The following is a 13,266-nucleotide window of genomic DNA, read 5'->3' as shown; positions in this document are numbered from 1 at the left end:
AGATCAGCATAGCACAGGCTGCCTCTGTTTCGCCTGTAAACGTTGCCACAGGCGCTCGCCTACCGCTTCGCCGCTTCCTTCTGCAGATCTGGGGCGTTGACGGCGGGAATGGCGACGCGGCCGGCGCCGGTCACCTTCAGCGCCTCGGCGGCCTTCTCGTTCTCCATGATCTTGGCCATCACCGCCTGGCCTGCGCGCTCGAAGATCGCGCGGTTCTCGATCACGAACTTCTGCGACTTCCGTAAGGAATCGATGTAGCCGTTGATCTCGGGCACGACGTAGCGCGCCACCATGTCCCAGCTCCGGCGCGTATTTTCCGGATTGGCCCAGTCGTGCACGAAACCGATGATGGCGCCGACGCCGCCGGAGACCTGCATCACGTTCTTGATGGTTTTGACGAGATCGTCGGGCGTGCCGATGGTGGATGCCGCGCCCTCGACGAAAGCAGTCTTGTCCACGGCTTCATCAGGCGAGGAGAACGCGGTGAGGCCCGGCCGCTGCAACGTCCCGACATTGTACTCGTTGTGCCAGCGCATCAGCCCGGCGCCGGCTTCCCGGCGCGCCTGCTCGCGGGTCTCGGCGATGTGAAAGGTCAGCAGCACGCGCCAGTCGGCGCGGCTCACCGTGGTGCCGTGCTTCCTGGCGGCATCCTCGGCGAACTGCCATTGCTGCTGCAGTGACATCAGCCCCTGCGTCGTCATCGAGCCCAGCGAGATGATGCCGATGCCGTATTTGCCGGCGAGCGTCATGCCGGAGGGCGAGATCTGCGAGGCGACGACGAACGGCATCTCCTCCTGCAGCGGCAGGATCTGCAGCGCGGCGTCGTTCATGGTGAACCAATCACTCTTGGCGGTGACGCGCTCGCCGTTGAAGAGCCGGCGGATGACGCCGATCGCCTCGTCCTGACGGTCGCGCTGCGTCATCGGGTCGATGCCGAGCGTGTGCGCGTCGGAGGCGAGCGCGCCGGGGCCGGAGCCGAAGATGGCGCGTCCGCCGGTCATGTGGTCGAGTTGCACCATGCGCTGGGCGACGTTGTAGGGATGATGATAGGGCAGCGACACGACGCCGGTGCCGAGCTTGATCCGCTTGGTGCGCTCGCCGGCGGCGGCCAGGAACATCTCGGGCGAGGCAATCATCTCCCAGCCGGAGGAATGATGCTCGCCGCACCAGAACTCGTCATAACCGAGCGCGTCGAGCTGCTCGACCAGGTCGAGATCGCGCCGGAACTGGAGCATCGGATGCTCCCCGATCGGGTGATGCGGGGCAAGAAAGGCTCCGAACTTCAGGCGCGCCATGGCGTTCTCTCCGGCTTTTGATTTTCTGTTCGTTGAGACGGTGAGGCTACGTGCCGGATGGCACGAACGCAATCGCGCGGTGTCCCGCGCTGCGGAATGCAGGCATGCGCGCACTTTCTCCCTCTCCCCGCCTGCGGCCTACCTGCGAGGTAATCGCGACACCGCGCCCGGTCTGAAATCATCGGGCAACGACAATCCAGAGCCATGCACCGATGCATCAGATCGTCACACGACAAATCGATTCCTCCCGCCGCTGGTGGGTGCTGGCGATCGTCGTCGCCGCGCAGTTCATGTTCGGCGTCGATGCCTTCGTGGTCAACGTCGCCATCCCTACCATCGCGGTCGAGCTGCAGGCGACGCCGGCGCAGATCGAGTCCGTGATCGCGATCTATCTGATTGCTTACGCCACACTGGTCGTCACCGGCGGCCGGCTCGGTGACATCCACGGCACCAGAAACGTGTTCCTGGCCGGTGTGCTCGGCTTCACCCTGACGTCGCTGTGGTGCGGCCTCGCGCAATCGGGCGTGGAGCTGATCATCGCTCGGCTGGCGCAGGGCGCGACCGCCGCGCTGATGGTGCCCCAGGTGCTGGCGACGCTGCATCTGTTGTTCACCGACGAATCGCGCAGCCGCGCGTTCGCCATCTACGGCATCGTGCTCGGGCTGGCGGGCGCCGCGGGCTTTCTGCTCGGCGGTCTGCTGATCACGATTGATCTTGCCGGCACCAGCTGGCGTTCGGTGTTCTTCATCAACGTGCCTTGCGGCCTCGTCATTGCGACGGCCGCCTGGCGCATCATGCCGTCGGTGCCGCGGCGATCAGGTACAAGACTCGACATCAAAGGCAGCATGGTTCTGTTCGCGGGGTTGCTCTGCCTGATCGGCCCGCTGCTGTTCGGTCACGATGTCGGCTGGGCACCCTGGCTGTGGGCCGTGATGGCAGCCGGCGGCGTCATCCTGGCCGCGTTCCTGAAGCTGGAGCATACCGTCGCGCGCGCCGGCGGAATGCCGCTGATCGACCTGACGCTGCTGGCGGACGCCGCTTTCCTGCGCGGGCTTGGCGCCGCCTTCTTTTTCTTCTTCGCCAATCTCTCCTTCTACCTCGTCATGACGCTTTTCATGCAGCGTGGGCTCGAAATCCCTCCGCTCTCGGCCGGCATGGCCTTCATTCCGCTTGCACTCGCTTTCGTCGTGGCGTCACGTCACAGCGGCGCGCGGGCGCGCCATCGCGGCACCAAGGTCTTGATCGAAGGCTGCGCGCTACAGATCACGGGTCTTGCTGTGCTGGCGCTCGTCGCGTCTTCTGTCGATGCGCCGTCGCCGCTCCTGCTCGCGCTCACCATGATCATCTTCGGTTACGGTCAGGGATTGGTGATGGCGCCACTCTCCGGCGCCGTGCTGTCAAGCGTGAAGCCTGCCGCCGCAGGTTCGGCCTCCGGGATGTACGGCACCATTGCGCAGATCGGAAATGCGGCCGGAGTGGCCGCAATCGGCGCGGTGTTCTTCGCCGTCGAAGCCTTGCAATCAGCGCGCGCAGGATTTCTCGTTTCGCTTGCACTGTTTGTGACATTAATCATGGTCTGCGCCGCATTCCTGGCGTGGATGCGCCGCGCCTCTGCACGAAGTTGAGGCATTTGTGGTTAATGCCTATCGGATTCCCAGGGAAATCCCTACGATTTCGTAGGATTGACAGCGCACGGTCTTTTTATTTTGCAATGCAGCAACTATCTGGTTTGGCTGGACGTTGAACGTCGCCCCACCAGGAATTTGCCGTGTCGTTAGCCAAAAATGTCGATTTGTTGAGACGTCTGCCCAGGCTGGACGGTCTGCGCTTTGCCGAGCTCGGCCGTAGCGCTGATGCGTCCAGTCCATTGGAAGAGGTCACGGGCTTCGGCGACAATCCCGGCGCCTTGCGCATGTTCGCGTTCGTGCCGACGCAGCTGCAGAAGCCGCGCGCGCTGGTCGTCGTGCTGCATGGCTGCGGGCAGACGGCAGCTGGCTACGATCTCGGCGCGGGCTGGTCGACGCTCGCGAAGCACTATGGCTTCGCGCTCTTGATGCCGGAGCAGCAGCGCATCAACAACGGCAACACCTGCTTCAACTGGTTCAATCCGGAAGATACGGCGCGGGGCAGCGGCGAGGCGCATTCGGTCCGCGAGATGATCGCGCACATGGTCGAGGCGCATCGCATCGATCACAAGCGCGTCTTCATCACCGGTCTGTCCGCCGGCGGTGGCATGACCTCTGTGCTGCTCGCGACTTACCCGGAAGTCTTCGCGGCCGGCGCGGTCATTGCCGGACTGCCCTATGGCATCGCCTCGAACCTGCGCGAAGCGCTGGACGGCATGTTCCATTCCCCGGTGCGCCCGGCGCGCGAACTCGGCGATCTCGTGCGCAATGCCTCTGACTATCGCGGTCCCTGGCCGAAAATCTCGGTGTGGCACGGCAGCGCCGACCGCACCGTCAATCCCGGCAACGCCAACGAGATCGTCAAGCAGTGGCTCGATCTGCACGATCTGCCGGAAGCGCCGATGGCGGAGACCAATGTCGACGGCTATCCGCGCCAGGCCTGGTGGAACAAGGACGGCGAGACGCTGGTCGAGTCCTACGCCATCACCGACATGGCGCACGGCACGCCGCTCGGGCTCGCCGACAATGATCAGCGCTATGGCGTCGAAGGCGCCTTCCTGATCGAGGCCGGGATCTCCTCGTCCTATCACATCGCAAAGTTCTTCGGCCTCACCGACTGGATCGCAGACGCTGCGAAGGCGGAAGCCAAGACCGTAACCAAGGCCGCAACCAAGCCTGCAACAAAGCCGGCGCTTTCGCCCGCGCCGCATCTCGCCCGCTCGATCCGCGCGGCGGTCGCCCAGCAGCCGGCAGAGCCGAAGCGCGAGGAGGCCCGCGGCTTCGATCTCGGCCAGATCATCACGCGCGCGCTGACCGCGGCGGGACTGATGAAGTAAGCCCGGCAGCATCTACCACGGCGGCGGTGCGCTCCCTCCCCCGCTTGCGGGGGAGGGTTGGGGAGAGGGTTTCTCAACAACGAAGACTCCCCCAGAGGAAAAAGCCCTCACCCGGCGCTTCGCACCGACCTCTCCCGCAAGCGGGAGAGGTGAAGGAGCCCGCGGCAGCCAAATCCAATCTCTAGCCGACAGTCGCATCGATCCATTCGATCGGCGTCACCGTCACCTCGCCGCCGGCGACCTTTCGCGTCATCTCCTGATAAGCCCTGAAGAACTCGCGCGATTGCAGCGTCTTTTGAGCGGCATCGTCGCTGACGCTGGCGAGGTGGAAATAGCTGCCGCCGTCGCGGGCCTTCAGCACGCGATAGCCGATCCGCCCCTTGAGCCCGGGATCGCCGTCGATCGCCCTGACGAAGCGGCCGATCTCCTGGTGCCAGGCTTCCGTCGTCCCGTTCTTGAAGTCGTATCTGATCATGAAGTGTTTCATGTGACGCTCCCTGTTCGACATGTGCGTCATCATCTGCGGCTTGCGGACGATCCTGCAAGTATGGACAAAATTGATAGTATGGACTTTTTCGACGTCGCTCCTATCCTCGTATCAGCTGGATGCGCATGGAGGAGACGACATGGCAAAGGCAATGCCGGCGCGCACCTGTCCGGTCGCGGCCTTTCAGAAGATGATCAGCGGCAAGTACAAGCTGCGCATCGTCTGGGACTTGAAGGACGGTCCGCGCCGCTATGGCGAGATCCGCAGCGGACTGCTCCGCGGCACGAGCGGCAGCGCGGAGATCACTCCGCGCGTGCTCAGCCGCGAGCTGAAGGCGTTGACGATGAGCGGCCTGATCGACCGCAAGGACTTTGGCGAGGTGCCGCCGAAAGTCGAGTATCGCCTGACGCGGAAGGGCAAGAGTTTCGTGCCCGTCGTCGCGGCGATCCGGGAGTGGGGCGAGCGTCACCTCGGTGAGGCGGCGGCACTTACCGAGGCCGCCGAATAGCACCTACATCTCGCCGGTGATGAACGGATTGGTCATCCGCTCCTGGCCGATGCTCGAGCCGGCGCCGTGGCCGCAGATGAAGCCGACATCGTCGCCGAGCGGCAAGAGCTTGGACTTGATCGAGTTGATCAGCGTCGCATGGCTCCCGCCGGGCAAATCGGTGCGCCCGACCGAGCCGGCGAACAAGACGTCGCCGACATGGGCAAAACGCAATTCCTTGTTGAAGAACACCACGCTGCCAGGGGAGTGGCCGGGGCAGTGGAAGATCTCGAATGAGAGGTCACCGATCGACACGGTGTCGCCCTCGTCGAGCCAGCGGTCCGGCGCGAAATTGCGCACACCGGTCATGCCGAAGCGCGCGCCGCTCTCGACGACATTGTCGAGCAAGAATTTGTCCGCTTCATGCGGGCCCTCGATCGGCACCTTCAGCGCATCGCGCAAGTCCGCTGCGCCGCCGACATGGTCGATATGGCCGTGGGTCAGCCAAATCTTCTCCACGGTGACTCCGGTCTGCTTGATCGCGTCCAGAATCTTCGGCACGTCCCCGCCGGGATCGATCACCACGGCCTTCTTGGTGGGCTCGTTCCAGATGATGGTGCAGTTCTGCTCGAACAGCGTCACGGGAACGATGATCGCGCCCGCCTTGGATTGGGTGTCGTTTTGCTCGGTCATGGCGCCACAATGCCGATTTTTGCCATGCCGCCAAGCAAAAGATTCGGGCCAACCCCCTGGAACAGCCGCACCCGCCGTCACACGGCCGTCCCAATTGGCTTGCCAGTTTGAACCAGGGCGTCGCTATCGCGTTCTCCCGCGCAAGATGCAGATTTGGGTGGTCTTTCGGCATGGCTCACGGCAGCGGAAATTGGTGGCGCGACGGCATCTTCTATCAGATCTACCCGCGCTCGTTTCAGGACTCCAACGGTGACGGCGTCGGCGATCTCGCCGGCATCTTGCAGCGGCTGCCTTATGTGAAATCGCTCGGCGTCGATGCGATCTGGCTATCGCCGATCTTCCCCTCGCCGATGGCCGATTTCGGCTACGACATCTCCGACTATACCGGCATCGAGCCGATGTTCGGCACGATGGAAGACTTCGATGCGCTGCTCAGTGCTGCCCACGACAACGGCCTGAAGCTGATCCTCGACCTCGTGCCGAACCACACCTCCGATCAGCATCCCTGGTTTGTCGAGAGTCGCGTCTCGCGCGACAATCCCAAGCGCGACTGGTACATCTGGCGCGATCCGGCACCTGACGGCGGCGTGCCGAACAACTGGCTGTCCGAGTTCGGCGGCAGTGCGTGGCAGTTCGACGAGACCACAGGTCAATATTATTATCACGCCTTCCTGGCCCAGCAGCCGGACCTGAACTGGCGCAATCCCGACGTCCGTGCCGCGATCTACGACGTGATGCGGTTCTGGCTTGAGAGGGGCGTCGACGGCTTTCGCGTCGATGTGATCTGGCATCTGATCAAGGACGCCGAATTCCGCGACAACCCGCCAAATCCGCATTATGTCGAGGGTCGGCCGCCGAACGAAAGGATCATGACGCAATATTCCACCGACCAGCCCGAGGTGCATGACGTCATTGCCGAGATGCGGCGCGTCACCGATGGGTATGGCGCCCGCGTCCTGATCGGCGAGATCTATCTGCCGCTGCATCGCCTCATGGCTTACTACGGCAACGACCTCACCGGCGCGCAGATGCCGTTCAATTTCGCGCTGCTCTCGACGTTCTGGAGCGCGCGCTCGATCGAGACAATCATCGAGGATTACGAGAAGGGGCTGCCGCGCGGCGCGTGGCCGAACTGGGTGCTCGGCAACCACGATCGCCCGCGTGTTGCGAGCCGCGTAGGGCCGGAGCAGGCCCGGGTCGCCGCCATGCTGCTGCTGACGCTGCGCGGCACGCCAACTCTTTATTACGGAGATGAGATCGGCATGCACCAGGTGGCCATCGCGCCGGAGGATGTCCAAGATCCCTTCGAGAAGAACGTGCCCGGCATCGGCGTCGGCCGCGACGGCTGCCGCACGCCGATGCAGTGGGATTCCTCGCAATTCGGCGGATTCTCCGCGGTGCGGCCGTGGCTGCCGCTGCCGGAGCACTATGTGCGCGACAATGTCGTCAATCTCGAAGCCGATGCGCGCTCGATCCTCAACCTCTACAAGCGCCTGATCGGCTTGCGGCAGAGCTGTCCGCCGCTGGTCGCGGGCAATTATCATCCGATCGCGGCGCAAGGCGATCTTCTGATCTATCGCCGGGAGGCCGAGGGCAGGGCGGTGATCGTGGCGCTCAATCTCGGCCCCGAGCCGATCGCGGTGACGACGAGCGCGATCCGGTTCGGCAGCGAGGTTTTGTTGTCGACGTTCCTGGACCGCCGGGGCGAGCGGATCGAAGGCGTGCTGGATCTGCGCGGTAATGAGGGGGTGATCGTTACTCCACCCTAGCTGTCGTCTGGATTGCTTCGCTGCGCTCGCAATGACGATCGTTGAAGCAGCGGAGCAAACGACGGCATCTCGGTATCACCCCGGATGCTTATTCCCGCGCACCGTATCCTCGTCGATATCACTCCGCTTCAGCAAATAATCCAGCCCGCCGACGCGGTACCAGCGATACCCGTACGGCTCCAGCACGATGCGGTGCTGGCCGCGCTTGTCGGCGTGGCTGTGGTCCTCCGCGAGCAGATTGATCAGGTGCGCGCCGGCCTCGCCTGATAGCCCCGTCGAGAACGCGATCTCGCGCGGCTTTTCATCGAGATTGTGCACGAACAGCACGGAATTGTTGCGCCAGTCGTAGCGCATGATGAACACGGCGGGATCGTGCGTCGCAATGATGGCGAAATCGCCCCAGCCGACCTCCGGCACCTCCTTGCGCATGCGAACGATGCGCTCGGTCCAGTTCAGCATGGAGTTGGGATCGCGCCGCTGTTTTGCGACGTTGACGTGCGGATAGCCGTACGGTCCCTTGTCGATGACGGGGCAGGCGGGCTTGTCGCTCTTGGTGAAGCCGCCATGCGGCTCGGTCGACCATTGCATCGGCGTGCGCGCGCAATTGCGCTCGGGCAGCGAGAGGTCGTCGCCCATCGCGATCTCGTCGCCGTAGCGGATGACCGGCGTTCCCGGCAAAGTGCACATCAGGCTGTAGGCGAGCTCGAGCCGCCTGCGGTCGCCGCCCAGCATCGGCGCGAGGCGGCGGCGAATGCCGCGGTCGTAGAGCTGCATATCCTTGTCGGGGCCGAACGATTTGAACACGGCATCGCGCTGCGCCTTGGTCAGGCGGCCGAGATCGAGCTCGTCGTGATTGCGCAGGAACAGGCCCCATTGCGCCGTCGCCGGCCGCGGCTTGGTCGCCTTCAACGCCTTCGCCAGCGGACGCGAATCGGCGGAGGCCAGGGCATAGAACAAATGCTGGTTGACCTGGAAGTTGAACATCATGTGCATGCGGTCGGCGTCGCGGCCAAAATATTCCATGTCCGTCTTGGGCAGCACGTTGGCCTCGGCGAGGATGATGGCGTCGCCCTGCCGCCATTGCAGGAACTCGCGGAACGCGCGCAGCATGTCGTACTGCTCGACCGGATTCTTCACCTTCGCGCCCTTGGTCGCGATCACGAAGGGCACGGCATCCATCCGGAAGCCGGAGACGCCGAGCTGGATCCAGAAGCCCATGATCTTGAGAATTTCCGCCTGCACGTACGGGTTCGACGTGTTGAGGTCGGGCTGGAAATCGTAGAAGCGATGGAAGTAGTACGCGCCCGCTTCCTTGTCCCGCGTCCAGGTCGATTTCTGCACGCCGGGAAACACCATGCCCCTGTTGGCATTGGCCGGCTTCTTGTCGGACCACACATACCAGTCGCGATAGGGCGAGGCCTTGTCGCGCCGGGCCTCCTTGAACCAGTGATGCTGGTCCGAGGTATGATTGACGACGAGGTCGATGATGATCCGGATGCCGCGCTGCTTGCAGCCATGGGTGAATTCGACGAAATCGCCGAGCGTGCCGTAACGGGTATCGACGCTGTAATAATCGGCGATGTCGTAGCCGTCGTCGCGGCCCGGCGAGGTCTGGAACGGCATCAGCCAGATCGTGGTGATGCCGAGGCCGTGCAAATAGTCGAGCCGGCGGAGCAGGCCCTTGAAATCGCCGATGCCGTCGCCGTTGGCGTCCATATAGGAGCCGACGGACAGGCAGTAGATCACGCCGTTCTTGTACCAGAGATCGTCGATCATCCGCCGATAGCCTCGGGTGGTTCCGCCGAGGTGCGGCGGCTGCGTGATAAGTGCGTGGGGAAGGGGAGGTTCCGCACGTTCACCCCACACTCGCTTTCGCGGGGACGACAGCGGAATATGGAGCCGCAGCTCGGCTTCATCGAAGAGTGTCCGCCCAACACGGAATCGGCTAATCTCCGGGCATGGACAACACCGCCCGCATCACCCTCGTGCCGCCGCCCGATCGTCGCCAGTCGGAAACTGCGCTCGCGGTCGCGCGCGGCACGGCGCGGCTCTTACGTTCGCTCGGCTTCTCCTGCATCAGCGAATTACCGCTGCCCTCGGGCCGGCGCGCCGATCTCGTGGCGCTGAATGAGCGCGGCGAGATCTGGATCGTCGAGATCAAGTCGTCGGTGGAGGATCTGCGCGCCGACCAGAAATGGCACGAATACCGCGCGCATTGCGACCGGCTGTTCTTCGCCTTCACGCAGGACCTGCCGTGCGAGATCTTTCCGCAGGACACCGGCCTGATCGTCGCGGACGCCTATGGCGCGCACCTGCATTGCGAAGCGCCGGAGCACAAGCTCGCGGCCGCCACACGCAAGCAGATGACGGTGCGGTTCGCGATGGCGGCGGCTCTGAGGATCAACCGCCTGGTCGACCCGCAGGCCATGCGGATTTCTGGGAGTAGGACGGTCTCGTGTCCCGGACGCGCTGCAGTGCCGTAGGGTGGGCAAAGCGAAGCGTGCCCACCACCTCTATCCAACGCAGACAGATCGTGGGCACGGCGCTGTGCGCCTTTGCCCACCCTACGCGACCGTTACCTTGGCGCGCGCTTCGCCAAAATGCGCTGCAACGTGCGCCGGTGCATGTTCAGCCGCCGCGCAGTCTCCGAGACGTTGCGGTTGCACATCTCGTAGATGCGCTGGATGTGCTCCCAGCGCACGCGGTCGGCCGACATCGGGTTGGTCGGCAGCTCGGATTTCTCCGCGCTCGTCGATAGCAGCGCGGCGACGACGTCGTCGGCATCCGCGGGCTTGGAGAGATAATCGATCGCGCCCATCTTCACCGCGGTGACGGCGGTGGCGATGTTGCCATAGCCGGTCAGCACGATCGCGCGCGCATCCGGGCGCTTCTTCTTCAGCGCGGAGACCACGTCGAGGCCGTTGCCGTCACCGAGCCGCAGATCCACCACGGCGTATGCGGGCGCCGCCTTGCCGATCTGCGCGAGACCGTCCGAGACGGTATCGCATGACGTCACCGCAAAGCCGCGCGTTTCCATCGCGCGCGACAACCGCTCCAGGAACGGCTTGTCGTCCTCGACGATGAGCAGCGAGCGGTCAGTCTGTTCGTTCAGTTCGGCGATGGCGTTCAAGGTGTTGTCCTCTTTCCAGCGCATTGACATATGGCGTTGCGATCGGGCGGTGCCAAGGCCGCCAATAGTCGATCGGCCCGTTGTGCGACGCAAGGCCGCGGTCTATCCTATTGCTTCTTCGAGGGTCTCGATAGCCTCAAATCGCTGCCTGGGCCACGTGATCTGGACCACGGCACCGTGTTCCGGAAAGGTCCGGTTGGTAAACGAGACCTTGGCGCCGGTGCGTTCCAACAAGGTGCGCGCGATGAATACGCCCAATCCGAGGCCGCGCCGTTCACCGCTGCCATCATCCTGGCTGCGCCGCCGCGACAGATAGGGCTCGCCGATCCGGTTGAGGATATCCGGCGGAATGCCGGGGCCGTCGTCGGAGATCACGAGTTCGATATCGTCCTTGTTCCACCATGCGTTCACTTCGACGGTGGTGCGAGCGAAATCGACCGCGTTCTCGACGATGTTGCCGACGCCGTAGAGGATCGCCGGATTGCGCGAGCCGACCGGCTCGGTCACGGCGGCGACCGCGATCCGCACCTTGATGTCGACGCCGAAATCGCGGTGCGGGGCCACCACCTCCTCGATCAGCTCCGACAGCTTCATGCGGTCGAACGGCGCTCCGGTGGAGGAGAGCTGGGTGATCTTGCTCAGGATGTCACGGCAGCGCTGGGTCTGCTCGCGCAGGGTCTTCAGATCGGCGGCAAAACTGGCGTCGTTCACCGTCTTTTCCAGCTCGCGTGAGATCAAGAAGATCGTGGCGAGCGGCGTGCCGAGCTCGTGCGCGGCTGCAGCTGCGAGCCCGTCGAGCTGAGTGAGGTGCTGCTCGCGCGTCAGCACCAGTTCGGTCGCGGCCAGTGCGTCCGCGAGCTTGCGCGCCTCTTCGGTGACCTGGAAAGAGTAGAGGCTGGTGACGCCGATCGCGAGCGTGATCGAGAGCCAGACGCCGACCAGATAGATCGGCGGCAGCACCAGTGGATCGTCGGAATCCCAGGGCAGCGGCAGGTGGAAGAAGAACAGGATCGAGGCACAGGCCACGGCGAGCAGGCCGAGGCCGAACGTGAAGCGCGCCGGCAGCGCCGTGGCCGAGATCAGCACCGGCGCGAGGAACAGGAACGAGAACGGGTTCTGCAAGCCCCCTGTGAAATACAACAGACCAGCCAGTTCCACGATGTTCAGCGCGAGCAGTCCGGCCGCCTGCATCGGCTCCAGCCGGTGCATCGGATTGGCTGCGGTCTGGAGTCCCAGATTGAGCGCCGCCGACAGGGCGATGATGCTGACGCAGGGGACGATCTCGACGTTGAACTCCAGCCCCTGCGCCACGATGAAGATCGCGGCGAGCTGGCCCAGCACCGCGAGCCAGCGCAGCCGCAGGATCGTGTCCAGGCGGATATGCCGCTGCGCGTGGCGGAAGTTGGAGGCGGCAAGTTCGGTCATATCGGCCAATGTGGCGGTGCCTTCTAAGCTCACAAACGCTGGGCTCGCGGAACCACCGGATTACAAGCCTTGCGCTCCCTGCCGCAATAGCAGAAGAACGGTCAGCATGACCGAGAATGACAAGGCTTCAAGTCGGCCGACTGTCGCGGAGCGCAGCCCGTCCGTGGCGATCACGGTCGATCATCTCGTCAAGGTCTACAAGCAGACCCGCGCCGTCGACGATATCTCCTTTTCGCTGCCGCGCGGCAGCATCACCGGGCTTCTGGGCGGCAACGGCGCCGGCAAGACGACGACCATCGCGATGATCATGGGCCTGGTGCTGCCGACCTCCGGCCGCGTGCAGGTGCTCGGTCATCGGATGCCCGAGGAGAGCGCGGCCGTGCTGGGGCGGATGAACTTCGAGAGCCCCTATGTCGACATGCCGATGCGGCTGACGGTGCGGCAAAACCTGACCGTGTTCGGCAAGCTCTATGCGGTGAAGCACCTCGCCGGTCGCATCGCGGAGCTCGCCGACGATCTCGATCTCGACGAGTTCATCGACCGTGCCAACGGCAAGCTGTCCGCCGGGCAGAAGACCCGCGTCGCGCTTGCGAAAGCGCTGATCAACCGGCCCGAGCTGCTGCTCCTGGACGAGCCGACCGCCTCGCTCGATCCTGACACCGCCGACTGGGTGCGGGCGCATCTGGAGCGCTATCGCAAGGAGAACAACGCCACCATCCTGTTGGCTTCGCACAACATGCTCGAGGTCGAGCGGCTCTGCGACCGCGTCATCATCATGAAGCGCGGCCGCATCGAGGACGACGACACGCCCGAAGCCATCATGGCGCGCTACAACCGCACCACGCTTGAGGAGGTGTTTCTGGACGTCGCGCGCGGCCGTGTGAACGGCGCGAAGGAGGCGGCAAGATGAGGGGGATCTGTCTTCGTAGCCCGGATGAGGCGAAGCGTAATCCGGGACCCCTGCCGCTTGTGGCGCGATTCCCGGATTGCGCTGCGCTCCATCCGGGCTACGGGAGAG

12 protein-coding genes are annotated in these 13,266 nt (G+C 64.1%); 6 read left to right on the top strand and 6 right to left on the bottom strand.

Annotation, left to right across the window (positions count from 1 at the left end; translation table 11 throughout):
• Positions 1-59 precede the first annotated feature (59 nt).
• Positions 60-1,295 carry an LLM class flavin-dependent oxidoreductase gene (locus IVA81_RS07605; RefSeq protein WP_247314317.1) on the bottom strand — a complete coding sequence of 412 codons (1,236 nt, stop codon included), beginning with the start codon at positions 1,293-1,295 and terminating at the stop codon, positions 60-62.
• Positions 1,296-1,507: 212 nt separating this feature from the next.
• Here IVA81_RS07605 and IVA81_RS07600 point away from each other — a divergent pair, with 212 nt between their 5' ends.
• Positions 1,508-2,920, top strand: coding sequence for an MFS transporter (locus IVA81_RS07600; RefSeq protein WP_247314315.1), 1,413 nt, complete (start codon positions 1,508-1,510; stop codon positions 2,918-2,920).
• A gap of 143 nt (positions 2,921-3,063) precedes the next feature.
• Complete coding sequence (locus IVA81_RS07595) at positions 3,064-4,257, top strand: PHB depolymerase family esterase (RefSeq protein ID WP_247314313.1); 1,194 nt, start codon at positions 3,064-3,066, stop codon at positions 4,255-4,257.
• Between the two features lie 181 nt (positions 4,258-4,438).
• Here the strand turns inward: IVA81_RS07595 and IVA81_RS07590 are convergent, their stop codons facing one another.
• A complete protein-coding gene (locus IVA81_RS07590) occupies positions 4,439-4,744 on the bottom strand; it encodes a hypothetical protein (RefSeq protein ID WP_247314311.1) in 306 nt (101 codons plus the stop codon).
• Between the two features lie 139 nt (positions 4,745-4,883).
• On the opposite strand from IVA81_RS07590, the gene IVA81_RS07585 reads away from it, so the two are divergent.
• Positions 4,884-5,252, top strand: a complete 369-nt coding sequence (locus tag IVA81_RS07585; protein WP_247314309.1) for a helix-turn-helix domain-containing protein — start codon at positions 4,884-4,886, stop codon at positions 5,250-5,252.
• A 3-nt stretch (positions 5,253-5,255) separates the two neighbouring features.
• On the opposite strand, the gene IVA81_RS07580 is transcribed toward IVA81_RS07585, so the two are convergent.
• On the bottom strand, positions 5,256-5,924 hold the full coding sequence (locus IVA81_RS07580) for an MBL fold metallo-hydrolase (protein WP_247314307.1): 669 nt from the start codon (positions 5,922-5,924) through the stop codon (positions 5,256-5,258).
• A gap of 170 nt (positions 5,925-6,094) precedes the next feature.
• Here IVA81_RS07580 and IVA81_RS07575 point away from each other — a divergent pair, with 170 nt between their 5' ends.
• Positions 6,095-7,693: an alpha-amylase family glycosyl hydrolase gene (locus tag IVA81_RS07575; protein WP_247314305.1), complete on the top strand. Its 1,599-nt coding sequence runs from the start codon at positions 6,095-6,097 to the stop codon at positions 7,691-7,693.
• Between the two features lie 75 nt (positions 7,694-7,768).
• Here the strand turns inward: IVA81_RS07575 and IVA81_RS07570 are convergent, their stop codons facing one another.
• A complete protein-coding gene (locus IVA81_RS07570) occupies positions 7,769-9,469 on the bottom strand; it encodes an alpha-amylase family protein (protein WP_247314303.1) in 1,701 nt (566 codons plus the stop codon).
• Positions 9,470-9,651: 182 nt separating this feature from the next.
• Between IVA81_RS07570 and IVA81_RS07565 the strand changes: the two genes are divergently transcribed.
• A complete protein-coding gene (locus tag IVA81_RS07565; protein ID WP_247314301.1) occupies positions 9,652-10,176 on the top strand; it encodes an MmcB family DNA repair protein in 525 nt (174 codons plus the stop codon).
• 92 nt (positions 10,177-10,268) lie between these two features.
• Here the strand turns inward: IVA81_RS07565 and IVA81_RS07560 are convergent, their stop codons facing one another.
• Positions 10,269-10,823 (bottom strand): ActR/PrrA/RegA family redox response regulator transcription factor, encoded by a 555-nt coding sequence (locus IVA81_RS07560; RefSeq protein WP_276578182.1) that lies wholly within the window; start codon positions 10,821-10,823, stop codon positions 10,269-10,271.
• 102 nt (positions 10,824-10,925) lie between these two features.
• Positions 10,926-12,248 (bottom strand): ActS/PrrB/RegB family redox-sensitive histidine kinase, encoded by a 1,323-nt coding sequence (locus tag IVA81_RS07555; protein WP_247314607.1) that lies wholly within the window; start codon positions 12,246-12,248, stop codon positions 10,926-10,928.
• Positions 12,249-12,354: 106 nt separating this feature from the next.
• On the opposite strand from IVA81_RS07555, the gene IVA81_RS07550 reads away from it, so the two are divergent.
• Entirely contained in the window at positions 12,355-13,158 is an 804-nt protein-coding gene (locus IVA81_RS07550; RefSeq protein WP_247314297.1) for an ABC transporter ATP-binding protein, read from the top strand.
• Positions 13,159-13,266: the final 108 nt, after the last annotated feature.

Origin of the sequence: Bradyrhizobium sp. 141, from assembly GCF_023074055.1 — a bacterium.
Taxonomy (GTDB): domain Bacteria; phylum Pseudomonadota; class Alphaproteobacteria; order Rhizobiales; family Xanthobacteraceae; genus Bradyrhizobium.
This window is presented reverse-complemented; position numbering and strand designations above follow the sequence as displayed.

Excerpts from the sequence above, each read along its gene's own strand:
- IVA81_RS07605 (WP_247314317.1), bottom strand. The coding sequence starts at position 1,295 with ATGGCGCGCCTGAAGTTCGGAGCCTTTCTTGCCCCGCATCACCCGATC.
- IVA81_RS07600 (WP_247314315.1), top strand. The coding sequence starts at position 1,508 with ATGCATCAGATCGTCACACGACAAATCGATTCCTCCCGCCGCTGGTGG.
- IVA81_RS07590 (WP_247314311.1), bottom strand. The coding sequence starts at position 4,744 with ATGAAACACTTCATGATCAGATACGACTTCAAGAACGGGACGACGGAA.
- IVA81_RS07585 (WP_247314309.1), top strand. The coding sequence starts at position 4,884 with ATGGCAAAGGCAATGCCGGCGCGCACCTGTCCGGTCGCGGCCTTTCAG.
- IVA81_RS07580 (WP_247314307.1), bottom strand. The coding sequence starts at position 5,924 with ATGACCGAGCAAAACGACACCCAATCCAAGGCGGGCGCGATCATCGTT.
- IVA81_RS07575 (WP_247314305.1), top strand. The coding sequence starts at position 6,095 with ATGGCTCACGGCAGCGGAAATTGGTGGCGCGACGGCATCTTCTATCAG.
- IVA81_RS07570 (WP_247314303.1), bottom strand. The coding sequence starts at position 9,469 with ATGATCGACGATCTCTGGTACAAGAACGGCGTGATCTACTGCCTGTCC.
- IVA81_RS07565 (WP_247314301.1), top strand. The coding sequence starts at position 9,652 with ATGGACAACACCGCCCGCATCACCCTCGTGCCGCCGCCCGATCGTCGC.
- IVA81_RS07555 (WP_247314607.1), bottom strand. The coding sequence starts at position 12,248 with ATGACCGAACTTGCCGCCTCCAACTTCCGCCACGCGCAGCGGCATATC.
- IVA81_RS07550 (WP_247314297.1), top strand. The coding sequence starts at position 12,355 with ATGACCGAGAATGACAAGGCTTCAAGTCGGCCGACTGTCGCGGAGCGC.